This window comes from Rhodomicrobium vannielii ATCC 17100 (assembly GCF_000166055.1).
Taxonomy (GTDB): Bacteria; Pseudomonadota; Alphaproteobacteria; order Rhizobiales; family Rhodomicrobiaceae; genus Rhodomicrobium; species Rhodomicrobium vannielii.
The window spans coordinates 2,913,486-2,935,984 of sequence record NC_014664.1 but is presented as its reverse complement, the minus strand read 5'-3'; the positions used below and the strand labels follow the sequence as shown (position 1 = coordinate 2,935,984).

General features: G+C 61.9%; 22 protein-coding genes. 15 read left to right on the top strand and 7 right to left on the bottom strand.

Annotated elements, in window-relative coordinates:
* The first annotated feature begins 39 nt into the window (after window positions 1–39).
* From RVAN_RS13605 to RVAN_RS13580, 5 genes are all read left to right on the top strand, one after another.
* Window positions 40–1,302, top strand: a complete 1,263-nt coding sequence (locus RVAN_RS13605) for a glucoamylase family protein (protein WP_013420286.1) — start codon at window positions 40–42, stop codon at window positions 1,300–1,302.
* A gap of 50 nt (window positions 1,303–1,352) precedes the next feature.
* Window positions 1,353–2,666, top strand: coding sequence for a glycoside hydrolase family 15 protein (locus tag RVAN_RS13600; protein ID WP_013420285.1), 1,314 nt, complete (start codon window positions 1,353–1,355; stop codon window positions 2,664–2,666).
* Window positions 2,667–2,669: 3 nt separating this feature from the next.
* Window positions 2,670–5,942, top strand: a complete 3,273-nt coding sequence (locus RVAN_RS13595) for a GH36-type glycosyl hydrolase domain-containing protein (protein ID WP_013420284.1) — start codon at window positions 2,670–2,672, stop codon at window positions 5,940–5,942.
* A gap of 70 nt (window positions 5,943–6,012) precedes the next feature.
* Window positions 6,013–6,465: a cache domain-containing protein gene (locus RVAN_RS13590; protein ID WP_013420283.1), complete on the top strand. Its 453-nt coding sequence runs from the start codon at window positions 6,013–6,015 to the stop codon at window positions 6,463–6,465.
* A gap of 1,298 nt (window positions 6,466–7,763) precedes the next feature.
* Window positions 7,764–8,048: an anti-sigma factor family protein gene (locus tag RVAN_RS13580; protein WP_169309555.1), complete on the top strand. Its 285-nt coding sequence runs from the start codon at window positions 7,764–7,766 to the stop codon at window positions 8,046–8,048.
* A 233-nt stretch (window positions 8,049–8,281) separates the two neighbouring features.
* Here the strand turns inward: RVAN_RS13580 and rho are convergent, their stop codons facing one another.
* The 3 genes from rho to hemE form a co-directional block, all read right to left on the bottom strand.
* On the bottom strand, window positions 8,282–9,547 hold the full coding sequence (gene rho, locus RVAN_RS13575) for a transcription termination factor Rho (RefSeq protein ID WP_013420280.1): 1,266 nt from the start codon (window positions 9,545–9,547) through the stop codon (window positions 8,282–8,284).
* Window positions 9,548–9,809: 262 nt separating this feature from the next.
* On the bottom strand, window positions 9,810–10,262 hold the full coding sequence (hemJ, locus tag RVAN_RS13570; RefSeq protein ID WP_013420279.1) for a protoporphyrinogen oxidase HemJ: 453 nt from the start codon (window positions 10,260–10,262) through the stop codon (window positions 9,810–9,812).
* A gap of 106 nt (window positions 10,263–10,368) precedes the next feature.
* A complete protein-coding gene (hemE, locus tag RVAN_RS13565) occupies window positions 10,369–11,415 on the bottom strand; it encodes a uroporphyrinogen decarboxylase (protein WP_013420278.1) in 1,047 nt (348 codons plus the stop codon).
* A gap of 319 nt (window positions 11,416–11,734) precedes the next feature.
* Between hemE and RVAN_RS13560 the strand changes: the two genes are divergently transcribed.
* Genes RVAN_RS13560 through dnaQ form a run of 5 tightly spaced genes read left to right on the top strand, consistent with a single transcriptional unit; the run spans window position 11,735 to window position 15,501 of the window.
* Complete coding sequence (locus RVAN_RS13560) at window positions 11,735–12,622, top strand: pyruvate, water dikinase regulatory protein (RefSeq protein WP_013420277.1); 888 nt, start codon at window positions 11,735–11,737, stop codon at window positions 12,620–12,622.
* A gap of 52 nt (window positions 12,623–12,674) precedes the next feature.
* Window positions 12,675–13,277, top strand: coding sequence for a Maf family protein (locus RVAN_RS13555; RefSeq protein ID WP_013420276.1), 603 nt, complete (start codon window positions 12,675–12,677; stop codon window positions 13,275–13,277).
* Between the two features lie 13 nt (window positions 13,278–13,290).
* Window positions 13,291–14,127, top strand: coding sequence for a shikimate dehydrogenase (locus tag RVAN_RS13550; protein WP_013420275.1), 837 nt, complete (start codon window positions 13,291–13,293; stop codon window positions 14,125–14,127).
* Window positions 14,124–14,750 (top strand): dephospho-CoA kinase, encoded by a 627-nt coding sequence (gene coaE / locus RVAN_RS13545; protein WP_013420274.1) that lies wholly within the window; start codon window positions 14,124–14,126, stop codon window positions 14,748–14,750. The genes RVAN_RS13550 and coaE overlap by 4 nt, the downstream gene beginning before the upstream one ends.
* A 25-nt stretch (window positions 14,751–14,775) precedes the next feature.
* Complete coding sequence (gene dnaQ, locus RVAN_RS13540; RefSeq protein WP_013420273.1) at window positions 14,776–15,501, top strand: DNA polymerase III subunit epsilon; 726 nt, start codon at window positions 14,776–14,778, stop codon at window positions 15,499–15,501.
* Between the two features lie 35 nt (window positions 15,502–15,536).
* Here dnaQ and RVAN_RS13535 read toward each other — a convergent pair whose 3' ends face one another.
* Window positions 15,537–16,643, bottom strand: coding sequence for a helix-turn-helix transcriptional regulator (locus RVAN_RS13535; RefSeq protein ID WP_013420272.1), 1,107 nt, complete (start codon window positions 16,641–16,643; stop codon window positions 15,537–15,539).
* Between the two features lie 231 nt (window positions 16,644–16,874).
* On the opposite strand from RVAN_RS13535, the gene RVAN_RS13530 reads away from it, so the two are divergent.
* From RVAN_RS13530 to RVAN_RS13510, 5 genes are all read left to right on the top strand, one after another.
* A complete protein-coding gene (locus tag RVAN_RS13530) occupies window positions 16,875–17,813 on the top strand; it encodes a hypothetical protein (RefSeq protein WP_210160435.1) in 939 nt (312 codons plus the stop codon).
* A gap of 7 nt (window positions 17,814–17,820) precedes the next feature.
* A complete protein-coding gene (locus RVAN_RS13525) occupies window positions 17,821–18,693 on the top strand; it encodes a helix-turn-helix transcriptional regulator (RefSeq protein ID WP_155942460.1) in 873 nt (290 codons plus the stop codon).
* Between the two features lie 92 nt (window positions 18,694–18,785).
* A complete protein-coding gene (locus RVAN_RS13520; RefSeq protein WP_013420269.1) occupies window positions 18,786–19,424 on the top strand; it encodes an acyl-homoserine-lactone synthase in 639 nt (212 codons plus the stop codon).
* Window positions 19,390–19,614 carry a hypothetical protein gene (locus RVAN_RS13515; protein ID WP_013420268.1) on the top strand — a complete coding sequence of 75 codons (225 nt, stop codon included), beginning with the start codon at window positions 19,390–19,392 and terminating at the stop codon, window positions 19,612–19,614. The genes RVAN_RS13520 and RVAN_RS13515 overlap by 35 nt, the downstream gene beginning before the upstream one ends.
* Window positions 19,615–19,623: 9 nt before the next feature.
* Window positions 19,624–19,902, top strand: a complete 279-nt coding sequence (locus RVAN_RS13510) for a hypothetical protein (RefSeq protein WP_041787631.1) — start codon at window positions 19,624–19,626, stop codon at window positions 19,900–19,902.
* A gap of 248 nt (window positions 19,903–20,150) precedes the next feature.
* Here RVAN_RS13510 and secB read toward each other — a convergent pair whose 3' ends face one another.
* The 3 genes from secB to RVAN_RS13495 all read right to left on the bottom strand — a co-directional run bounded on the left by secB (window position 20,151) and on the right by RVAN_RS13495 (window position 22,434).
* On the bottom strand, window positions 20,151–20,642 hold the full coding sequence (secB, locus tag RVAN_RS13505) for a protein-export chaperone SecB (RefSeq protein ID WP_013420266.1): 492 nt from the start codon (window positions 20,640–20,642) through the stop codon (window positions 20,151–20,153).
* A 170-nt stretch (window positions 20,643–20,812) separates the two neighbouring features.
* Window positions 20,813–21,172 carry a hypothetical protein gene (locus RVAN_RS13500; RefSeq protein WP_013420265.1) on the bottom strand — a complete coding sequence of 120 codons (360 nt, stop codon included), beginning with the start codon at window positions 21,170–21,172 and terminating at the stop codon, window positions 20,813–20,815.
* Between the two features lie 59 nt (window positions 21,173–21,231).
* Window positions 21,232–22,434, bottom strand: coding sequence for an MFS transporter (locus RVAN_RS13495; protein WP_049779424.1), 1,203 nt, complete (start codon window positions 22,432–22,434; stop codon window positions 21,232–21,234).
* Between the last annotated feature and the right edge of the window lie 65 nt (window positions 22,435–22,499).

Below are 22,499 nucleotides of genomic sequence, written 5' to 3'. Positions count from 1 at the left end.
TACTTCCGCTCGAGAATATGCCCGCAAAGCGAGGTGATTGTGCATAGCGAGCCTTGGAAGCCTGAACGGATCGACGACGACGCGTTGCTGGACCTCGTGCAGCGGCAGACGTTTCGCTATTTCTGGGATTATGCGCACCCGAATTGCGGGCTTGCGCGCGATCGCGGAAACCCGGATCGCACCACGGGAAACGACCTGATTTCGATCGGCGGAACGGGCTTCGGCGTGATGGCGATCATTGTTGCAGCAGAGCGCGGCTGGATCGAGCGCCGCGAGGCCATTGAGCGGCTGGCCGCGATGCTTGGCTTCCTCGATACCGCCGAGCAATATAACGGCGTCTTCCCGCATTATATCGACGGCAATACGGGCCGCGAAATCTCGCTCTGGTCTGACAATGCGGGCGCCGACGTGGTGGAGACGGCCTATCTTGTGCAGGGCCTGCTTTGCGCGCGCCAGTATTTCAAGGACGGCGATCCGTCGGAACGCGCTCTCGCGGCGAAGATCGACGCGCTGTGGCGCGCGGTCAACTGGCAGGCGCATGTCGAGAACGACAACATCATGCTCTGGCACTGGCTGCCGACGAAGGAGCATCAGGCCTTCCAGCGCATCGAGGGCTGGAACGAATGCCTCATTACTTATGTGCTCGCCGCCATGTCGCCGACATATCCCGTGGACGCGCGGCCGTATCACGAGGGCTGGGCGCGCGGGAAGGTGTTCCGCAACGGCCGCACTTATTACGGCATAGACCTGCCGCTCGGTCCGGATCTCGGCGGCCCGCTGTTCTTCGCGCATTACTCCTTCCTCGGCCTCGATCCGAACGGCCTCCGCGACCGCTACGCCGACTATTGGCAGCAGAACCACGCACAAACGATGGTGAACTACAGCTATTGCGTCTCGAACCCCAACGGCTTCGCCGGCTACGGCCCGAAATGCTGGGGCCTGACCGCGAGCGAGGGCGACAAGGGCTACCGCGCCTTCGCGCCGGATCAGGACGAGGGCGTGATCGCGCCCACCGCCGCGCTGTCGAGCCTGCCCTATACGCCAGCGCATTCACTCGCCGCGCTGCGCCACTTCTATTTCGATCTCGGCCCGCGCATCTGGGGACAATTCGGCTTCGCGGACTCCTTTAACGAAACGGTCGGCTGGGTCGCCGAGGATAACCTCGCGATCAATCAGGGGCCGATCATCGCGATGATCGAGAATTATCGGAGCGGGCTCTTGTGGCGGCTGTTCATGAGTTGCCCGGAAGTGAAGCCGGGGCTTGAGGTTTTGGGCTTCACGGCGGAGCCGCTCGTCGCCTGACGACAGCAAATCGGCAAGCGCGACGGCTCACGCGAGAAGGAGATGGGACGATGACGGCTTCGGGAACCTCGCTCGAACGCTGGGGCGATGCGCTTGTGCGGCACTGCGCGGCGAAGATCCCGCATGCGATCTCGGCCACGTCGCTGGTGAAGGAGCGACCGGGCTTCGGCCAGACGGTGCGGCCCGCGCCGGGATCGGTGCTGGCGAGCGCGGCTTCTACCGAACTCGACTATTTCTTTCATTGGCTGCGGGACAGTGCGCTCATCATCGACGCGACGCGCTTGCTTATCCGGCGCGGCATCGACGCTGACTCATGGGTGCGCCGCTACCACGACTTCGTGCATTTCAGCCTCGGCCTTAACGCCATCGATGGCCGCGCACTCGTTGCGGCGGGCGGCTTCCGCGAACGCGCGCGGGCCGACCATCTGAAATACATCCGTCCGAACGAGGAGCTTTCCGCCGTGCAAGGCGACCGCGTGCCGGGCGACGTGCGCTTCAACGCGGACGGCACCATCGACTATTTCGACTGGCACCGCCCGCAGAACGATGGCCCGGCTCTCCGCGCGCTCACCTGCCTGCGCTTCGCCGACGACGGCATCGGCAGCGCTGCGGCGGACGCGCTCATTCGCGGCGACCTCGCCTACACCGCACGCAACGCGGGCGCGCCCTGCTACGACATCTGGGAAGAAGACTGGGCGCAGCATTATAATACCGTGATCGCGCAATACGCGGCGCTACGTCATGGCGCGCGGTGGGCGGAAGCGCGCGGCGAAGCGGCCTTCGCGGCCGAGCTTGGTGCGCGGCGCGACGAGCTTGCTGATCTGCTTGAGCGCTACTGGGACGAAAGCCGGGGCCTTCTCCGCAGTCGCCTTCCGGGCGGGGAAAATGCGGACGAAAAGGCGCTCGACTTCTCGCTGATCCTCGGCGTGGTCCATGCCGGTCTCGAAAGTGGCGCGCACAGCGTGGCCGATCCGCGCGTGCGGACAACCTTTCTCTGGCAGCAGGCGATGTTCCGCGACACTTACGCGATCAACGCGGGGCGCTCATCCGGCATCATGTTCGGCCGCTATAAGGGCGACACCTATATCAGCGGCGGCGCGTGGTATATCAGCACCTTCGCGGCGGCGGAGTATCATTACCGGCTGGCGGTCGCCGTACCCAACGAGCGCGAGGAATACATCGCTGGCGGTGACGCGATCCTCGCTCGCGTGCGCCAGTTCGTCCCTGCTTCGGGCGACCTCTCCGAACAATTCGACCAGACCACCGGCGAGCCGACATCCGCCGAAGACCTTACATGGAGCTATGCGGGTTTCATCAGCGCGTGGGCGGCGCGTGAAGCTGCGCTTTCACAAGCTGGAGCCTGAATTATGACCGCAACGAAAAGCTTCCGCACGCCGCGTGAAGATGGCCTCGGCCTCGCGCGCATCGCGAACGCGGCGGGCCTTCGCATTGCCGTGCTGCCGAATGGGTGCCTGTTCGCCATCGAACATGAGGACGGATCGCGCCGCATCCTCGTCAATCAGGTGCTCGGCTCGCCGGTCGGCGGCGGGATCATGCGGCTCCTGCTGCGCGTCGGCGGTGCCGCACCGCGCACGTTGGAAATCGTGGGGCCGGGCGCGCATGTCGCTTTCGGCGCGGACGAAGACCGCTTCGTGTGGGCGGGCGAGACGGACGGGCTCACGCATCGCGTCACGCTTTGGCTTCATCCCGAGCAGCCGCTCTGGCTTTGGCGCGTGGAAGTGACGAACGCAAGCGGCGGCGAAGCGCCGTGCGATACGATCCTCGTGCAGGATCTCGGTCTCGGCGCGCGCGGCTTCGTCATGGGCAACGAAGCCTACGCCTCGCAATATATCGATCATACGGTTGAGCCGCATCCGCGCTTCGGCCCGGTCATCATGAGCCGCCAGAACATGACGCAGGACGGCGGCCGTCATCCGTGGGTGGCGCATGGCTGCTTCGATGGCGCGGCGAGCTTCGCGACCGATGCGCTTCAATTGTTCGGCCCGGCGTATCGCGACGCGGCGGCGCTCGATCTGCCCTTTGGCGAGAGCCTGCCCGGCGCGCGCCTCCAATATGAAACGGCGTGCGCCATCGTGCAGTCGAGCGAGGCGGCGCTGAAGCCGGGCGAGGCGGCGAGTTGGATCTTCTTCGCTGTATATGATGCCGACCATAGCACCCCGACGAGCTACGCCGACCTCTCGCGCATCGATTCCGCTGAAGGCGCGGCGGGCGAGTTTTTCCCGCGCGACGTAGCGCTTGCCGTGCCCCCGCGCGACATCCTGCGCGATGCGCCGCCGCTCGTCTGCCGCGAAGTCGTGGCGCGAGAGGAAGAAGCGCGAAAGCATGAGGAATGGTGGAGCGGGCGGCTGCTCTCCTGGTTCGAGGGCGAGGGGGCGGGAAGCCGCCACGTCGTGCTCGCGGAGAAAGATCGGCTCGTTAAACGCCGCCACGGCACGATCCTCCGCAGCGGCGACAGCCTCTTGCCGGAAGAGACGACGCTCGCGGCAACCGCGTGGATGCATGGCGCTTTCGCGGCGCAACTCACCATCGGCAACACCTCGTTCCACAAGCTGTTTTCCGTATCGCGCGACCCGTACAATATCACGCGGTGGAGCGGCGTTCGCGTGCTGGCCGAGATCGGCGGCGCATGGCGGCTGCTTACGCTGCCGTCGCGCTTCGAGATGGGGCTGGCGGACGCGCGCTGGATTTACGAGCACGGCGGCGGCGCAATCACGGTTCGCGCGGCCTCCACCGGCGAGGACGCGGCGCTGCAAATCGAGGTGCTTGTCGAGGGCGCGCCGGTGCGGCTGCTTGTGTTCGGCAATCTGACGCTCGGCGAGTTCGATTACGCGCATGCGGGCCGCGTCGAGATCGACGGCGACGCAAAGCGCGCGGCTTTCCAGCCCGACCCGGAGTCACTCTGGGGCCAGCAATACCCGGACGCGGTCTATCACCTCACCACGAGCACGCCCGAAGCCATCGAGGCCATCGGCGGCGACGAGCTTCTTTATAGAGATGGCGCGGCGTGGGGCGGCCCCTTCATCGCCCTGCGCACCAGGCCGACCAACGCGCTGCGCTTCGCTGTCACCGGCTCCATGACCGATGCGGCGGAAGCGGAACGTCTCGCCGCGAAATACGCGGGCGGCGTCGAAACCCGCGCGATGCTGGCCTCGGCGGATGCCTTCTGGTCGCGCACCACGCGCGGCGCGCGGCTCCAGTCGGGCGACAGCGATATCGCCGCGTTCGACACGCTGCTGCCGTGGCTTGTGCATAACGCGATCATTCACCTCACCGCGCCGCACGGCCTCGAACAATATTCGGGTGCGGCATGGGGCACGCGCGACGTTTGCCAGGGGCCGATGGAATTTCTGCTCGCCTTCCGTCACGACGATACGGCGAAAGAGGTGCTACGCCGCGTCATCGCGCGCCAGAGCAAGGCCGATAGCGATTGGCCGCAATGGTTCATGTTCGACCGCTATGCATGGATTGCGGGCGTGCCGAGCCATGGCGACGTGATCGTGTGGCCGCTCAAGGCCGTTTGCGATTACGTCGAGGCGACGCAGGACTTCGCGTTCCTCTCGGAGCCGGTCGCGTGGCGCGAGGCCGATGCCGCGCCGTCGAGCGTGGCCGATCATCTCGCGGCTGAGCTTGCCGAGATCGAGGCGCGCTTCCTGCCCGGCACGCATCTGCCGCGTTATGGCGAGGGCGACTGGAACGACACGCTTCAGCCCGCCGACGCCTCGCTCGCCGAGCGCATGGCGAGCAGTTGGACGGCGGCGCTTCTGTATCAGCAGGTTTCCCGGTATGCCGATCTTTCGGCGCGCGCGGGCGAAGGCGAACAGGCGGCGCGGCTTGGTGCACTCGCAGGCGCGATCCGCGCGGACTTCAACCGCTGGCTCATCCGCGATGGCGTCGTGGCGGGCTATGCGATCTTCAACGGAGCGGACACGGAGCCCGAGCTTCTGCTTCACCCGAGCGACAAGAAAACCGGCGTCTCCTATTCGCTTATCCCGATGAATTGCGCGATCGCGGGCGGCCTCTTCACATGCGAGCAGGCGCGCCACCATCTGGACGTGATCCGCGAGCATCTCAACTTCCCCGATGGCGTGCGCCTCATGGACAAGCCGCTCCCTTATTATGGCGGCGAGGAGCGCATCTTCCGGCGCGCGGAGTCGTCGCCGTTCTTCGGGCGCGAGGTGGGCCAGATGTACATTCACGCGCATCTCCGCTGGTGCGAGGCGATGGCGCTCATGGGCGAGGATGAGGCTTTCTGGTGGGGCTTGCGCGTCGTCAATCCCGTTACGGTGGCGGAAAATCTCGGTAACGCGGCGCTTCGTCAGCGGAACTGTTATGCGAGCAGCAGCGATGCGGCATTCTCCGACCGCTATGAGGCGAGCGCGGAGTGGGAACGCGTGCGCGCGGGCGACATCGCGGTGGAGGCTGGCTGGCGGATTTACTCCGGTGGGCCGGGCCTATATCTCGACCTCCTGATACGGCACCTCGCGGGCGTTCGGCGCAGCTATGGCGATGAAGTGGCCGCGCCGTTCGCACCACCCGGTGAAACCGTCGTTCTTGCGTTGGAAAACAACGCGCGCGTTGGCGGCGTCGGTTCCCGCGAAAGTGGTAAGTCTATGGTCTAGGTTGAAGCAGCGCCTCCGCTCCTGTCTAAAAGAATGGCATCAAACCAGATAATCAAAATTGGAGGAAAAGATGCTTCGTTCTTTCTTGGCAGGCGTTTTCGCGGCGACGATCACTTTTACGGGTGGCGCGCTCGCCCAAGCTTCGGGGACTGCTCCTGAAGCCAAGGCTTTGCTTGAAAAGGCCGTAACGGCGGTCAAGGCCGACGAGAAGAAGGCGATCGAAGACTTCAACAATCCGACCGGCGGTTTCCGCGACCGCGACCTTTACGTTTTCTGCGCGGGCGGCGCTGACAACGTGTTCACGGCGCATGCGAACGAGAAGCTTCGCGGCACCAAGCTTGCCGATCTCGTGGACAAGAAGGGCAAGAAGCTCGGCGAAGAGCTGATCAAGAATGCGGCGGAAGGCAAATTTGCGGAAGTCGATTACTGGTTCCCGCGCCCCGGCCAGACCGAGCCGGTTGAGAAGGTGACGTATGTCACGAAGGCAGGCGGCCAGATCTGCGGCGTCGGCTACTACAAGTAATACAGCCGCGACGCCAAGGCGTCGTATTCAAATATACAGATCATTCGAGCGCCGTGGTTTTCGAACCTCGGCGCTTTTTTGTGCGGATGCATTTCGAGGGCGGGGTGCGACCGATTTCATCAGAAGCCGCCGCAGCGGGTGCATCGCACCCCGGGTAGCCGCATAGCCGCTCTCACCGAGATCCTTTGGTCAGACCAATAACCCGATAATAGTGTGCGCACTCAAAGCGTTCGCAGCGCGATAACGCACACAAAGCGCTGGCATTGGCTTTTGGGCTGGTATACAGTCGACGCGACATAACGTCCCGCGTCGGGACCGCCGCCGATCAAAAAAAACTAACACATGCGCAACGAAGCTGCCGACCGCGTTATTTTTCATCACGGTAATGTGCAGAAATTGGCGACCCAAGCATCAAGGGTCATCGTATCCTTGACCTGATTTCGCCTGTATCGTTTTGTTGTCAGTGAGTATTTATGATGGCACATTAGGCGTGAACAACGGTGCAAATTGCGCGGTTACAGCTGCATAGTGTATGCCAATTTTAGATATAGCCTGCAGCCCAATACCCGATCTATACGATATTTAATAATCGATTGAGGGTGATTTGCCGAGAGGCGGGTTGTCTATTAGGTCAACACGCTTTAGGGGAAATATTACAGCCCCGGCTCAAACGGAGACTTGGATACCCGCATGTCTGCCGGGAAAGAACAAGACGACGGGATCATTCCCCGACGTACGACCGAGAAAGCAGCAATGAATACGACCGCGCGCGTCAAGCAAGGTGGCCAAGGCCGCGTCAAAGATCCGAGCAATGACCGACGATTGGCGCAAAATCGCGCGGGTCCGACGGGGCAGGGCCGCGTCAAGGACACCGCTCAGGATCGCCGACTTGCCTCGAACAGGCCGGGGCCGACAGGTCAGGGCCGTGTCAAGGATCCCGATCGGGACAAGCGGCTTTCAAGCAATCGCGAAGGGCCGACTGGGCAAGGCCGCGTCAAGGATCCGAAAAACGATCGGCGCCTGTCTGAAAATCGCGAGGGGCCGACGGGGCAGGGACGCGTCAAGAATCCACGGCGCGACAAGCGATTGCGGGACAACCGACCCAACCCAGGTGGGTCCGCCGCTTAGGGAAGCCTTAACCTTACCCAAAACGGAGTCCAGAGGGCTTGCCTTTCCGCCTTTGTTGCCTCAAGGTCGACGAGATATCACTATTATTGGGCGGGTGAGGGAACAGATTTCGGAGGGCGTTGTTAGGTTCGCCTGGCTACTGAAATCTAAACCCCGTATGTAATATGCAAATGAGAGAGCAACCGAAGCCTGTCCTGGAGCCCGACAATTCGTCGTCGGCCACATTTCAGAACGACCGGCTTCCCATAATCGTGTCGGCCTATCTCGACGGTGAGCTTCTCGGAGAAGAACTCGCCGCGTTCGAGGCCCATCTCAAAGACAATCCCGCGCTCGCTTCTGAAGTTGAGGAAATGCGGCAAATCGAAAAGCAGCTGGCACAGATCGGGAGCGATATCCTGGCGGAACCTGTGCCGGAAGCGCTTCTGCGGGCCATTGCGGAGTTCGAGAGTAGCTAGAGCGCGCTGATCTCAAGCGACGCTTATTCAGGAGTTAGGTTTTCGCTCGTCGGCAATGAGGCCCGAGCAGTTCTCCGATATCCGGCAACTTAATGCTCCCGGCATAAGCCCGGGCCGCCCGCTTTCTCCCTCTATGCCCCACGCTCTTGCCCGCAGACAGCAAAAAGGCCGGATAACCCGACCTTCTGCGTTTGTGGAATTGTCGCAAGGCGACCGATGCGGCCCGCCCGCGCTTACGTATTCATCGAGTCGAAGAAGTCGCCGTTGGACTTCGTCTGGCGAAGCTTATCGAGCAGGAACTCGATGCCGTCCATCGGACCCATCGGGTTCAGGATGCGCCGCAGCACATACATCTTGCGAAGCTGCGCCTGCGGAACGAGCAGTTCTTCCTTACGGGTGCCAGACTTCGCGATGTCCATCGCCGGGAATACGCGCTTGTCGGCGACTTTGCGGTCGAGCACGAGTTCCGAGTTGCCGGTGCCCTTGAACTCCTCAAAGATCACCTCATCCATGCGGCTGCCGGTTTCGACCAGCGCCGTCGCGATGATGGTGAGCGAGCCGCCTTCCTCGATATTGCGGGCCGCGCCGAAAAAGCGCTTCGGGCGCTGCAGCGCGTTCGCGTCCACGCCGCCGGTGAGCACCTTGCCGGAGGACGGCACCACGGTGTTGTAGGCGCGCCCGAGGCGGGTGATGCTGTCGAGCAGGATGACAACGTCGAGCTTGTGCTCAACGAGGCGCTTTGCCTTCTCGATGACCATTTCGGCCACCTGAACGTGGCGCGACGCGGGTTCGTCGAAAGTGGAGCTGATGACCTCGCCGCGCACCGAGCGCTGCATGTCGGTCACTTCTTCCGGGCGCTCGTCGATGAGAAGAACGATCAGGTAGCACTCGGGGTGATTTGCCGTGATCGAGTGCGCGATATTTTGGAGCAGTACGGTTTTACCGGTACGCGGCGGCGCAACGATCAGGCCGCGCTGGCCCTTGCCGAGCGGCGCCACGATGTCGATGACGCGCGCGCTCAAATCTTTCGAGTGCGGCGGGTCCGTCTCCATCTTCAGCCAGTCGTTCGGATAAAGCGGCGTCAGATTGTCGAAGTGGACCTTGTGGCGGATCTTCTCCGGGTCGTCGAAATTGATCTTGTTGACCTTGAGCAGCGCAAAATAGCGCTCGCCGTCTTTCGGCCCTCGGATCTGCCCTTCGACGGTGTCGCCCGTCCGCAGGCCGAAGCGCCTTATCTGGCTCGGGCTGACATAGATATCGTCCGGCCCCGGAAGGTAATTCGAGTCCGGCGACCGGAGGAAGCCGAACCCGTCCTGCAAGGTTTCCACGACGCCAATGCCGGTGATCTCGATGTCACGCGCCGCGAGTTGCTTCAGGATCGCAAACATAAGCTCCTGCTTGCGGAGCGCGCTCGCGTTCTCGACGGCAAATTCCTCGGCGACCGCAAGAAGTTCCGTCGGGGACTTAACTTTGAGGTCTTGAAGCTTCATTTCTTGCATGATGGTCGACGACTTTTTTCGGGGGAGTGTGGGTTGGCGCGGACGGTGGGCCCGCGAACCGGGGGAGGTGAGGACGTGCGCTGAGCCGCTTGTCTTGTCTGGAGGGCAGATCGCGGCTGCTTCACTCAAATGCGGGATCGGGGTGACCGATCTTGGAACGGCAAATGTCGGAAACTGACGACAAACGCTAATATAGCAGCGTTTGCGCCATTCGCAAAGACGTGAAAAACGGCGGTCTCATGTTTTCCCGGGAGAAAGACCGTTAGTAGGGCTTCACGATAACGAGCAGGACGATGCCGATCAGAAGCAACGTCGGAACTTCGTTTATGATCCTGAAGAAGCGCGTGCTGTGCGGGATGCGGTCGGCTTCGAAATCCTTGCGCCATTTGGCGAGGAAACCGTGAATGATCAGCAAACCGATAACCAGGACGATTTTCGCGTGGAGCCACGGCGCATTGCGCCAGTCGATATAGTCGGTGACGAAGGCGAGCCACAGGCCGAGGCCCACGGTGACGATCATCGCCGGGTTCATGATCGCCTTGAGGAGACGGCGTTCCATCACCTTGAACATCTCGGACTGCGGCGTGCCGACCCCAACCTCAGCGTGATAAATGTAAAGCCTCGGCAGATAGAACAGGCCCGCCATCCACGCGAAGGCCGCGATCAGGTGGAAGGACTTGAGGTACAGGTAGGCGTCGTTCATGAGGCTGATCATGGCAGGCCGTTCGCGGGCGGGTTTCGGAGCGCCACGATTTTGGCGCTCCCGATCTCGCTATAGATCGATTCGTTATCTTTCGGAGGTCCGATTGAGCGCAACGGCCTCAGCCGCGCACCGTACGGATGAGACGCTCGACGTGTTCGATGGGCGTATCCGGAAGGATTCCGTGACCGAGATTGAAGACGTACGGCTTCGGAGCCAGAGCCTCAAGGATCGCGTTCACACGCCGGTCCATAGCATCGCCGCCCGCAAGCAGCAACAGCGGATCGAGATTACCCTGCACGGTGACCTTGTCCTGCTGGGCCGCAATCGTGGGAAGCGGCGCTGCCGTGTCGCAGCCGAGGGCATCGACGCCGGTGCGGGCCACGTAATCGGCGTATTTCGGCGAGGCGCCGCGCGGGAAGCCGATGATCGGCACGTTCGGGTGGACGGCCTTCACGCGCTTCACGATCTCGGCGGTCGGCTCGATCACGAAGGCGTCGAAGTCGTTGTCGGCGAGCGCGCTGGCCCAGCTATCGAAGATTTGCAGAGCGCGAGCACCCGCATTCGCCTGACCGATGAGATACATGGCCGAGGCTTCCACGAGCATATCGAGGATGGCCTTGAAGGTCTCCGGTTCGCGATAGGCGAGGAGCTTCGCAGCGCGATAGTCGCTCGACCCGTGGCCTTCGACCATGTAGCTCGCCACGGTCCACGGCGCGCCGCAGAAGCCGATCAGCGGGGTCCGATCGCCAAGCCCGGAGATGGTGCGATCGATCGCCTCGTACACGATGGAAAACGTGGACTTCGCCTTCTCGACGGAGAGCTTCGAGAGATCGGCGAGGCTCGTGATGGGATCGAGATGCGGGCCCTCGCCTTCGCGGAATTCGAGATGCTGGCCGAGAGCGTGCGGCACGACGAGGATGTCCGAGAAGATGATCGCGGCATCGAAGTCGAAGCGGCGGATCGGCTGGAGAGTCACTTCCGCGGCCAGTTCGGGATTGTAACAGAGGTTCAGGAACGAACCCGCCTGCGAACGCACTTCGCGATACTCGGCGAGATAGCGTCCCGCCTGCCGCATGAGCCACATGGGGGGCGCCTTGTGGGCGGTGCCCTTCAGCGCGGCAAGGAACTTCGGTTCGGTCTTCGGCGTTTCAGCGGCGATGTTCATCAATAAGATTCCATCTTAGGTTCTGTTGTTTCTCTTAGGGGGGGCAACTTGCGGAAACATCGCGTTGTGCCGCGTTCTTCCCCTGGTTTGGAGAGTCCGTTCTCCTACCGATCCGTCGCGGCGAGATCTGTTGAAAAATCGCGGTCGCGGGGGCTTTCATCCTTGCTCTTTAGCCTTGCTTTGCCCCTCTCAGCAATGAATAACGTAGGGAACAACCTGTGAAGACTCAGCGCAGGTCGCGAGCCGGGTAAGAACCAAGGGCTTTTTTTCCAGAGCGTCACGAGCTGTGCGTTCTTTTTTAATTGGCGTGGAGGACTCAATGGCCCCGGAAAATGCCAAGCCCGAGCAAGGCGGCGAAAAGGCCGCTTCATCCCCAGAATTAACAGCTATACCCGCCGCAAAGCACTTCCATCTTCATCTCGTCTCAGACGCCTCCGGAGAGACGCTGACGACCATGGCGAAGGCAGCCGTGGTGCGTATTCCGGGTGCTAAACCGAACCGGCACATGCACCCGCTCGTGCGCAACCCGCGTCAACTTGCCGTCGTGTTGCAGCATATCGAGGCGTCGCCGGGTATCGTTCTGTTCACGCTCGCAAATCCCCATCTGGCGGAGCTTCTGGAAAAGCGCTGCGATGAGCTTGGCGTGCCGTGCGTGCCGGTGCTCCGGCCCGTTCTGAAGGCGTTCGAGGATTATCTGAAGATGCCGTCCCGCCCGGTCGTCGCGGCGCAGCACACGCTCGACGCCGATTATTTCCGCCGCATCGAGGCTATGAACTACACGCTCGCGCATGACGACAGCCAGCGCACGGACGATCTCGACAAGGCCGACATCGTGCTCGTGGGCGCAAGCCGCACCTCGAAAACGCCGACAAGCATCTATCTGGCGAACCGCGGCTACAAGACCGCGAACGTCTCGCTCGTGCCGAACATCCCGCCGCCGCCGAACCTCACGAACCTCAAGACCGCGTTCGTCATCGGCCTCGTCGCAAGCGCGGAACGGCTTTCGGAGATCAGGCGCAACAGGTTGCTTGCTCTGAACAGCAATAATTTCGAAGATTACGTCGATACCGACGTTATAAAGAACGAAATAGCGTTCACGAAGAGACTTTGCTCGCAAAATCGCTGGCAGTTTGTCGATGTGACGAGAAAATCAATTGAGGAAACTGCCGCTCAGATCATCGCGATCTATGAGGGTAACCGTAGCTAGAAAATGAGCACTTCGCTCAGGCGGGATTTCGGAAAAGGTACCTAATCGGCGCATGCAATCGGATTATCCTGAAATTATCCTCGCGTCCGCGAGCCCGACGCGCGCGGCAATCCTTGCGAGCGCGGGGCTGCGCTTTCATACGCAACCTTCGATGGTCGATGAGGCGGAGGAGCACAAGCACTTTGCCCGCAACATCGCGCCGCCCGATGTGGCGCTCGCGCTTGCGCGGCTGAAGGCGGACAACGTGCTCGAAGCGGAGCCGGGCGCGATCGTCATCGGCGCCGATCAGGTGCTCGCGGTCGGCAACGAAATCTTGCAGAAACCGCGGAGCCAGGAGGAGGCGCGCGGCCAGCTCCTGAAGCTGCGCGGCCGCCAGCATCAGCTTCACTCGGCGGCGGTGCTTCTGCATGGGGGGCATGTCGCGCAATTCGTCGACACGGCGACGCTCACGATGCGCGATTTCACCGATGACTTCCTCGACTGGTATATGGAGACGGCGGGCGAGGGCGTGCAAACGTCCGTCGGCGCGTATCATATCGAGGGCCTCGGCATTCATCTCTTCTCCGAAGTGAAGGGCGACTATTTCACCATCCTCGGCATGCCCATCGTTCCGCTGCTTGAGGAGCTTCGCCGCATTTCGGTGCTGAAGAAGTAGGGAGGGGGCGGCCATGAAACGCGCCTGTGTTATTGGCTGGCCGATATCGCATTCGCTTTCACCCGTGATCCACGGCTTCTGGCTGCGCGAACACGGCATCGCGGGCGAGTATGGCAAGGCGGCGGTCGAGCCGAAGGATTTCGCGGATTTCGTTCGCGGCTTCGCGGCGGCAGGGCTTGCAGGCGGCAACGTCACCGTGCCGCACAAGCTCGAAGCGTTCCGACTTGCCGACATGCGCGACGCGGCGGCGGAAGCCATCGGTGCTGTGAATACGCTGTGGCTCGATGGTGGAAAACTTCACGGCGCGAACACAGACGCCTTTGGTTTTCTTGCCAATCTCGACGAGCAGGCACCCGACTGGGACAAGTCGGGCGCCGCGGTGGTGATCGGCGCGGGCGGCGCGGCGCGAGCCATCGTTTGGGCGCTGATCGAGCGCGGCTTCGCCGAAATCCGCATCGTCAACCGCACGAAGGCGACGGCCGACGCTCTGGCCGCCGAGTTTCCGCCCGCGACAAGTTTCGCGCTTAACGACCTTCCGGCGGCGCTCGACGGCGCGCATTTCATCGTCAACACCTCGACACTCGGCATGAAGGGCCAGCCGCCGCTCGACATCGACCTGTCGCCGGTGGCCGCCAACGCGACCGTGAACGACATCGTCTATACGCCGCTCGAAACGCCGCTTCTGGCGCAGGCGCGCGCACGCGGCCTTCACGCGGTGGACGGCCTCGGCATGCTGCTGCATCAGGCCGCGCCGGGCTTCGAGCTTTGGTTTGGCGTGCGGCCGCGCGTCACGCCAGAGCTTCGCGCGGCGGTGCTCGACGCCATCGCGGCACGGGAGGCAAGCGCATGATCGTCATCGGGATGACGGGTTCCATCGGCATGGGAAAAAGTACGGCTGCGGCCTACCTGCGCGGGCTCGGCATCCCCGTGCTCGACGCCGACCGCGTGGTGCACGAGCTTTACGCGGGCGCGGCCGTGCCGTTGATCGAGGCCGCTTTTCCCGGCACAACGGCGGGCGGCGTGGTCGATCGCGTGGCGCTGGGTGCGCGCGTTCTCGGCTCGCCCGAAGCGATGAAACGGCTTGAGGCCATCGTGCACCCGCTCGTACGCGCGGCGGAATGGCGCTTTCTGCTCGCCGAGCAGGACAAGGGCACGCCGCTCTCGATCCTCGAAATCCCGCTTCTGTTCGAGACGGGCGCGGGCGATCTGTTCGATGCGGTCATTGTGGTGAGCGCGTCGGCCGAGGCGCAACGCGAGCGACTGCTCGACCGCCCCGGCATGACCATCGAGAAGCTCGAAGCAATCAACGCGAGGCAGATGCCCGACGCAGAGAAGCGCGCGCGGGCGGATTTCGTTGTGGATACGGGCACAGGGCTTGAGGACAGCCGCCGCCAAATCGATGCAATCTTGAAGGATATCGTCACGCGACCGCCGCTGGCTTATCAGCGCTGGGCCGCTCTTCAAGACATCTGACGCATCGAAGGGCCAATCTGCGATCATGCGCGAACTTGTCCTCGATACCGAGACGACCGGGCTCGACCCGAAAAGCGGACATCGCATCATCGAACTCGCCTGCGTCGAGCTGCACAATTACATCCCGACCGGCGTCTTCTGGCATTGGTATTTCAATCCCGAGCGTTCGGTGCCGAGGGAAGCCACCGCAATTCACGGCCTGACCGATGGTTTCCTTGCCGACAAGCCGCTATTCGGTGCGATCGCGCCCGACATTGTCAAGGTGCTGGAAGGCGCGCGGCTCATCATCCACAACGCGTCGTTCGACGTGGGCTTTTTGAACTTCGAGTTTCAGAAACTCGGCTATCAGCAGCCGATCTCCATGGAGCGCGTGACGGACACGCTCGCTCTCGCCCGCCGCAAGCATCCCGGCAGCCCGAACAACCTCGACGCGCTGTGCCGCCGCTATGGCATCGACAATTCCACACGCACGAAGCACGGCGCTTTGCTCGATAGCGAGTTGCTGGCGGATGTGTATCTGCGGCTTATCGGAGCGGAGCAGGCGGGGCTCGATCTCGGCGCGCGCTCGGCGGAGGTTACGGTCGCGGGCCAGGCGGCGGCGGTGCAGGTGCGCCTGAAGCCGTTGCCCTCGCGGCTTACGGCGGAGGAAGCCGCCGCGCATGCCGCTTTTGTTGCGACGCTCGGCGACAAGGCGATCTGGAAGCGCTACGGCGACGCGCTTCCCGCCGAGCCGGTGCAGACAGCGGCTTGAGTGCGGCGTTTGACCGTTCTCCTGGCTGCGGTGGCTTAGCCGATCGTGGCGCGCAAAATGAGCTGGATCAATTCGCTCTGCCGGTGTGTGCCGGTCTTCGACATGATATGCGCCAGCCTGTTACGGCTCGTCGCGCGGGTGATGTTCAGGATTTCGGCGGATTCCTGCAAATTGCGCCCCGCAAGAAGCTCGTGAACCAGCCGCTTTTCGGCTGGCGTCAGACCGAACGCGTCCATCGCGTCGTTTGCTGCGTCTTCCACTGGCGCCCCTGGATCGGTGATCAGCACAATCGCGCGCGTCCCGATCCCGAGGGGGAAATCGGAACACTGGCCGAAGGGTATAATTCTGACAATCAGGGGGTGGGCCCCGTTTTCCCGTGGCACCGTGATTGTATCGCCCCGTCTGCCCCTGAATGCCAGCGCGGCTCGCGTCGCCTCGCCCAGACGAGCGTCGATAATAGGACTTACCGCGGCCAACCGTCGCTGCACAACGCGAAGGGCGTCGCCATGGCGGAAAAGCCGCCGCGCTGCGTCATTCTCGTAGCAAACCTTCCGGTCTTCGGAGAGAACCACTACCGCCTGGCCGAGCCTGTCCAGCGCCTGCTCCAAGGTCCGTTTTTCGCCATCGAGCTGCGCGAGGCGCCTGTTGAGCGCTAGCGCGCGCGTCAGATGCGGGGCGGCCCGCTGCACGAGCGCGACTTCGGAGGCCGAGAAGGTTTCGGAATGATACGGGCGGATTATGCCAAGGCAGGCGATGCGGTGGTCGTTGCGGGCGGCGAGCAGCGTAATCGAACCGCCGATGTCGAACGGGCGCGAGTAATCGTGGATGAAAGCGCTATTTTTGTACCTCTCGCGCGGAACGAGAGCGTGATCGGGGATGGCAACGCCAGCCGGCACCGTGCCCAAGGGCACGGCTAAAGGGTTCACCGTGTGATAGTAGTCAGCGTATTGGCGCAGTGCTTCGGGATCGACCTGCCAGCTCACTCCGAAGTCAAATCCCGAGTTATTAATTTCGTTCGCGTGGAACGCCGCGCCCGATCCGCCCACTGCGGCGGTCAGGTGAGCCAGAACCTGCTCCCACTTCAGGGGATCTTCGGCGGCCTCATATATCAGGTCGATGAGCGTGTCGTAGGATTCGACCATAGCGGGATCGTATACATTTCCATTTTAGCGGACCAAAGAAGGCCGTTCTCTTTTGTCCCAAGTGAAAGCGACTTTCAATTGTTTTGGGATGCATTTGTATCCTGCAATTAAGGGTCTTCCTCTCTAGATTGCCAGTTTCCCTTGTGGAGCGGGCGACTTCTCGCCCATGGCGAGACGGAAGATTGTATGCAAAGAATCGGGAAAAGCCCGTCACTTACGGTGGATACATCGGTGCAAGGGCTCAAGCATCGTCTGGGGACGTTCACCCCGGACAGCTTGCTGTTTCTCGCGCAGGGCATACTCGATCATTCGGCTGACCTTCTCGATGAGGGCGACGGGCGGCACGCATTCGAACTGCTGGAGCGTGAGCTTTCCGAAGTTTACGACCACGCAAGGAGATTGCGATGTCTGAGCCGCCTTCGTCTCGCGGCGCGTTCGCACCGGATTTATCGGCATTGCCAGGACGAGCCCTTCACGAGCTACGCCTCCGCGAAGCCCGGCGGCTATGCCGTCTCACTTGACTTCCTCAATGGCGGCTTGATGCCGCTCGGCACGCCGAAGCCCGCTGCGATGATTTTCGACCACCTTACGGCGAGCACTTTCGCGCTTTCGGTGCGGCTGCTGAAAACGTTGACGCGCGCCTATATCGAGGATGTTCGCACGCGCCGCGCGAGGCCCCGTATTCTGGCGCTGGGTGCCGGACATCTCCGCGAACTGGAAGACGGACCGTTTGATTTGTCTCGCGTCGAGTTCACGGTGTTGGAACAGGACGAAGCCGTCTGCGCGTTCCTCGGCCATAAATATCAGAAACAACTCACGATTATTAACGCTTCGTTAGGCGAGGTTGAAAGTTCGTTTCGCGACAGAGGCAGTTTCGATCTGATCTACGCGCCCTTGATGTTTACGCTGATGTCCGACGAGCGGGCGCGCCGCCTTCTCGGTATCCTTAAAAATCAATTGGCTGGCGGTGGAAAATTGATCGTTGGCAATGTGGCCGCTACCGCGGATCTGCGCGGTTATTTGACGCTTTTCGCAAGAAAGGGACTGCAATTCCGATGCCGTCCTGAGCTGAAAGCCCTCGCCGATGGCCCAAAATTCGATGTCTACGGTGATCCATTTAACAATATCAACTACTTAATATTGAAGAACGGCCTCAAGTCGCAGCCTTAACACACTCTTGACGTGTTCTGTCGGGGTCTGCGGCAGCCGTGATGTTTTGGCTACACAGAGTGAGTCGGCGCGTGTTAGCGTAGATGCATGCACTGACCTCCCTCGATTCGGCGCGCATGTGGTTATGGATAGGTTTGCGATCGAGCGATTCATCGAAGACGCCAACGCGGCGAAGTCGAGCAAGGAAGTTTCCGCGCTTTTTGGGAAAGCCCTCGCCGTCTTCGGATACGATCGCTATTGCTATAGCCTGATCACCGACCATCCATCCTTGGGACTGAACGCAGGTCACGGACTCGTCTGCAATTACCCGGACGATTGGATGGAGCATTACCGGCTCAATCAGTACGAGAAGAAAGATCCCGTCCCGCAATACGGCATCTCCGCGAGCAGGCCGTTCACCTGGGCGTCGGTGGTTGCTCAGCGCAAGTGGCATCCCGATCAGATGAAGGTCATGCACGAGGCGGAAGAAGCGCGTCTCTGCGATGGGATTGCCGTGCCGGTTTGCGGCGTCAACGGCGAACTGGCGGGCTTCGGGATTGCAAGCAGCCACGGCGGCGTCAGCCCCGACCGAACGCTTCTCCACAAGGTGCAAGCGCTTGCCATTCAATTTCACCTCGCCTTTACGGAGCTGGAAAAGATCGAGACTCCGTTGACGGAAAATCTGGCCGAGGTTTATCTCACCGAGCGCGAAAAGGAGATCATGTCCTGGGCGGCGGAGGGAAAGAGCGACTCCGTCATCGCCGAAATTCTTGGCGTGTCCCACTCGACCGTTCGTTTTCATATGAATAATGTTTTCAAGAAGTTAAACGCTAACGAGCGCACACTTGCGACCGTCAAGGCCATCCGTCACGGCCTGATCCTCCCCTCCTTCATCGGCTGATTCCCGCCGGAACCTGTCAAGGTTGCTAGCTGCGGAGCGTCGACGCTTTCACGCTTAATGCCCCTCGTTGTTCACGCGTAGCGAGGGCGTTGATGATTGACTGCGTTTCGATCAGTACCAGCCACCTGTTTACCGGCAATCCGATCTACGAGCAGCACAGGCTTCGGCACGAATGCATTGTGCAGAGGCAGCGCTGGAAGGTGCCCACCGTCCGTAACATGGAATATGACCAGTACGACAATCCGGCTGCTTGGTATCTGGTCTGGCGGGACGAGGCTGGAAGAGCGCGTGGATCGTCGCGCCTTTACCCGACCGATCGCCCGTACATGTTGCAGGAAATTTTCCCTCACCTCGTCACCAACATCGCCATCCCGAAAACGACGGAAGTCTGGGAGGGGAGCCGTTTCTGCGTCGATGAGAAGTTGCCGATCGAGAAACGCAAGCGGATCGTTCAGGAACTCATCATCGGATATCTGGAGTTCGGACTCGCGCAGGGCATAACGCGCATCGTCGGCGTCATGTACCCCGCCTACTGCCGCAATATCTTCATGCGCAACGGCTGGGACGTCGAATGGTTGGGAGACGTTTCGAGAAGTGAAGAAGGCTATAAAATAATAGCAGGTTCGCTGACAGTATCGAGGGCGGTCCTGAAGAAAGTCCGGGAGAAAACGGGTATCTATGAGAACGTCCTCCATCATGGCGAACAAACAAAAATGCGGCACGCTGCCTAGCAACGCAGTCGAAGATGGCTTTTTCTCGGAAAAGCAGAAGCAAGATATTGACGGTATACTGGCGGCTCTGCGGTATCTCACCCGCGAAGCCGAAGGTGCAGGTCTCAGCGAACTCGCGAAGGCATTGGTCGAGGCGGAGACGAAATGTGATCAGGATTTTCGCAAGGGCCACCATCGTTGGCAGGCGTGACGTCGGATCATGACGAGTATTACGACAGAAGAGAAAACAGGAATAGGCATGATGTCCTTACGTAACGAGCTGAGAGCGACACCGAGGGACGTGGATGCCCTCTTCCCGGGAAATCCTCAACCGCTGATCGCAGAGCACGTCTCGGACATGCTTCAATCTCAACTGACGAATGCATTCGAGGCTGCGCTTTGCGAGGGCATGCTACCGACCGATGCCTTGGCCGTCATGCTGTCCTGGATGTCGTCGGAGATGATGCGCATCCAGGTTGACGGGCCCGCAAATCCTTGATGCCGCTAGCGCTCGCGGTGAGTGCACCCGAAAAGTCGGCGATCCGCCGGTGGATCGCATGCCACATGGCAAACCGCTTCGCCGCAGGCGAAAGCGGTGCGTGGCGGTGGCTTCAGGCTGTCGAGCCGGAGTCGCCTCGGCTGCGATGCGCGCGCGCTCAATAAAAAAGCACCGCACCTTGTAGGAGTGCGATGCTTGGCGTCTAGCGTTGCACGGGAAGCGAACCTCCGGCAGCGTCCATTCGGAAACTAGCTGATCGTCGGCTGCTGGCCTTCAGCGGCGCGACGGCGATAGAGACCGGCAAAATCGATCGGATCGAGCAGCAGCGGCGGGAAGCCGCCTTCGCGCGTGAGGTCGGCCACCAGACGGCGGACGAACGGGAAGAGAAGCGCCGGGCATTCGATGAACAGAACGGGCTGAATGGCTTCCTGCGGCAGGTTCTTCAGATGGAACGCGCCAGCGTAGAGCAGCTCGATGTTGTAAAGCACGCCCTCGTCGCTTTTGGCTTCGCCTTCGAGCGAAAGTCCAACTTCAAAAACGCCGTCCTGAACATTGTTCACCTGCACGTTGAAGTTCAATTGCAGGTTCGGGTTGTTGCCGGGGCCACGAAAGAAGCGCGTGGGGTCCGGGCACTCGAAGGACAGATCCTTGATGTACTGTCCGATGACGTTGACTTGGGGCTGGCCCGCGCTCAGGTCGGGCTGTTCGGTGCCGCCGTTTGTTCCATTGGTCTCGGCCATTGGCTCATTCTCCGGAATGTCTGAGGTCTACGCTTTGCGGCTGGCCACGGGCGGCGCGCCTTCAGCGGTGAGCTACCATGCCGCACACACGACTGCAACGGCTTCGCAGGCGCAAGTCACCGTCAATCCCAAGAAATAGAGCCCCTTTTCACGGGAAGCACGCGCCCCTTCTATTTCGGTCGAACGGTTGGGTCTCCGCCCGGTGTGCCAGGCGGCGGAATGACCGGCGTCGTGTTCGGGTGAGGCTCCGGCGGCATCACCGTCGACATGTTGGGCGTGTTGCGTTCCTGCGGGCGGATGACGCCGTCGTTGCGGTCGAGATGCTCGGTGAGCGTTTCGCCCGGCCGCATCCGGGGCACCGGCACCCGGTTGGGATCGCTCGACAGCGTGTCCTCCGGCGCGGCTTTCGGCTTGGGCGGGTTAACCTGCGCCTGAAGCGGAAGACTTATGGCCGCAGCCAAGGCCGCTCCCAGCGCGATGGCCGGAAGCAGCCTGTCTCCTGCGGCGTTCGCCGCCTTATCTCTTGGCATGATCGTTTCCTCCACTTGTCCTTTACGGGAAACGGTCGCCGATGCCGCCAGTTCCGGCTTTATTCCGCTGGAGCCGTCGCGGGTTCCGTTCTTCCATGCACCAGCGCCCATGTCGCCAGCGCGCAGATGAGGATGACCGTCGCCACGGCAGCCGAGACGAGCAGCACCTCCTGAAATCCGCCATGCCCGCGCAGGATGCTTATGAGCGGCACCGCGAGCCCGCCCACCGTGAAGCCGACGAAGAAGCGCACCGAGTAGAAGCGGTTGCGGAATTCGTCGGCGACGTAGCGGCCCACCATGGCGTCATTCAACACCACTTGCCCGTAAATCGCCGCCGTCGCCAGAACGAGGCCCGCCGCCATCGGCACGCCCGTCGTCAGCGCGGCGAGCAGCAGTCCGCCCGCCTGCAACGCCGACATCGCCACGAAAAGCAAAGGCAGTTCCAGCTTGTCGATGAGCCGCCCCACGGTGATCTGCGTAAGCGCCCCGCAGACGAAAATGCTCGTCGTGATCCAGCCCGTCAGCGCCAGCGGGATCGGGAAGCCGAGCCGCTCGTCGATCACCTTCGGCATGGCGATGGTCACGATGTTGAATGTCAGGCCGCCCGCCAGGATCGCCGTCATGAAGGCGAGCAGCAGCCACACCAGGCGCTGGCGGCTCATGACGAGGCTGTGGCTCGCGCTGCCCTTCTTGCCGGTCATGGTGTCGTCGCGAACGAGCGCCACAAACGCGATGCCGAGCGCGATCAGGATCACGCCGGGCACAATGAACGCCGCGCGCCACCCGAACGTCGCCGCGAGCGCCGCCGTGACGCCGGAGGCGAGCGCCGCGCCCATGTTACCCCACACGCCGTTGATGCCGAGCGCGCGGCCGAGCTTCGTCGCGTTCGCCACGATCATCGCCGAGCCGATGGGATGATAGATCGCGCTGAACATGCCGAGCATGAGGAGCGAGCCGGCGATCATCGGAAAACTCGTCGAGCCCGCCACCGCGAGACATGCTGCGCCATACCCGAAGAAATACGTGGTCAGCAGCGCGCGCCGCCCGAAGCGATCCGCGAGCCAGCCCACCGGCAGCGCAAACAGGCCGAACGCGACGAAAGCGCCCGTCGTGAGCCAGATCAGGTCGCCGTAGTCGCGGCCGAGTTCCGCAGCGATGGCGATGACAGCGGTGGGAAAGATGAGCAGGACGAAGTGATCGAGCGAGTGCGCGATATTCACAAAGAGAAGCGTTCTGTGCGGCGCGTCGTCTGGTGCGGTCATGGTGCGAGTGAATTCCATCTCTTGCTGCGTGCTTTTCGCTAACGTAGTCTGGCCTGAAAACGCAT

Excerpts from the sequence above, each read along its gene's own strand:
- RVAN_RS13595 (WP_013420284.1), top strand. The coding sequence starts at position 2,670 with ATGACCGCAACGAAAAGCTTCCGCACGCCGCGTGAAGATGGCCTCGGC.
- coaE (WP_013420274.1), top strand. The coding sequence starts at position 14,124 with ATGATCGTCATCGGGATGACGGGTTCCATCGGCATGGGAAAAAGTACG.
- RVAN_RS13560 (WP_013420277.1), top strand. The coding sequence starts at position 11,735 with ATGGCCCCGGAAAATGCCAAGCCCGAGCAAGGCGGCGAAAAGGCCGCT.
- RVAN_RS13495 (WP_049779424.1), bottom strand. The coding sequence starts at position 22,434 with ATGACCGCACCAGACGACGCGCCGCACAGAACGCTTCTCTTTGTGAAT.
- RVAN_RS13590 (WP_013420283.1), top strand. The coding sequence starts at position 6,013 with ATGCTTCGTTCTTTCTTGGCAGGCGTTTTCGCGGCGACGATCACTTTT.
- RVAN_RS13600 (WP_013420285.1), top strand. The coding sequence starts at position 1,353 with ATGACGGCTTCGGGAACCTCGCTCGAACGCTGGGGCGATGCGCTTGTG.
- dnaQ (WP_013420273.1), top strand. The coding sequence starts at position 14,776 with ATGCGCGAACTTGTCCTCGATACCGAGACGACCGGGCTCGACCCGAAA.
- secB (WP_013420266.1), bottom strand. The coding sequence starts at position 20,642 with ATGGCCGAGACCAATGGAACAAACGGCGGCACCGAACAGCCCGACCTG.
- RVAN_RS13555 (WP_013420276.1), top strand. The coding sequence starts at position 12,675 with ATGCAATCGGATTATCCTGAAATTATCCTCGCGTCCGCGAGCCCGACG.
- hemE (WP_013420278.1), bottom strand. The coding sequence starts at position 11,415 with ATGAACATCGCCGCTGAAACGCCGAAGACCGAACCGAAGTTCCTTGCC.
- RVAN_RS13510 (WP_041787631.1), top strand. The coding sequence starts at position 19,624 with ATGACGAGTATTACGACAGAAGAGAAAACAGGAATAGGCATGATGTCC.
- RVAN_RS13535 (WP_013420272.1), bottom strand. The coding sequence starts at position 16,643 with ATGGTCGAATCCTACGACACGCTCATCGACCTGATATATGAGGCCGCC.
- rho (WP_013420280.1), bottom strand. The coding sequence starts at position 9,547 with ATGCAAGAAATGAAGCTTCAAGACCTCAAAGTTAAGTCCCCGACGGAA.
- RVAN_RS13520 (WP_013420269.1), top strand. The coding sequence starts at position 18,786 with ATGATTGACTGCGTTTCGATCAGTACCAGCCACCTGTTTACCGGCAAT.
- RVAN_RS13515 (WP_013420268.1), top strand. The coding sequence starts at position 19,390 with ATGGCGAACAAACAAAAATGCGGCACGCTGCCTAGCAACGCAGTCGAA.
- RVAN_RS13580 (WP_169309555.1), top strand. The coding sequence starts at position 7,764 with ATGAGAGAGCAACCGAAGCCTGTCCTGGAGCCCGACAATTCGTCGTCG.
- hemJ (WP_013420279.1), bottom strand. The coding sequence starts at position 10,262 with ATGATCAGCCTCATGAACGACGCCTACCTGTACCTCAAGTCCTTCCAC.
- RVAN_RS13550 (WP_013420275.1), top strand. The coding sequence starts at position 13,291 with ATGAAACGCGCCTGTGTTATTGGCTGGCCGATATCGCATTCGCTTTCA.
- RVAN_RS13500 (WP_013420265.1), bottom strand. The coding sequence starts at position 21,172 with ATGCCAAGAGATAAGGCGGCGAACGCCGCAGGAGACAGGCTGCTTCCG.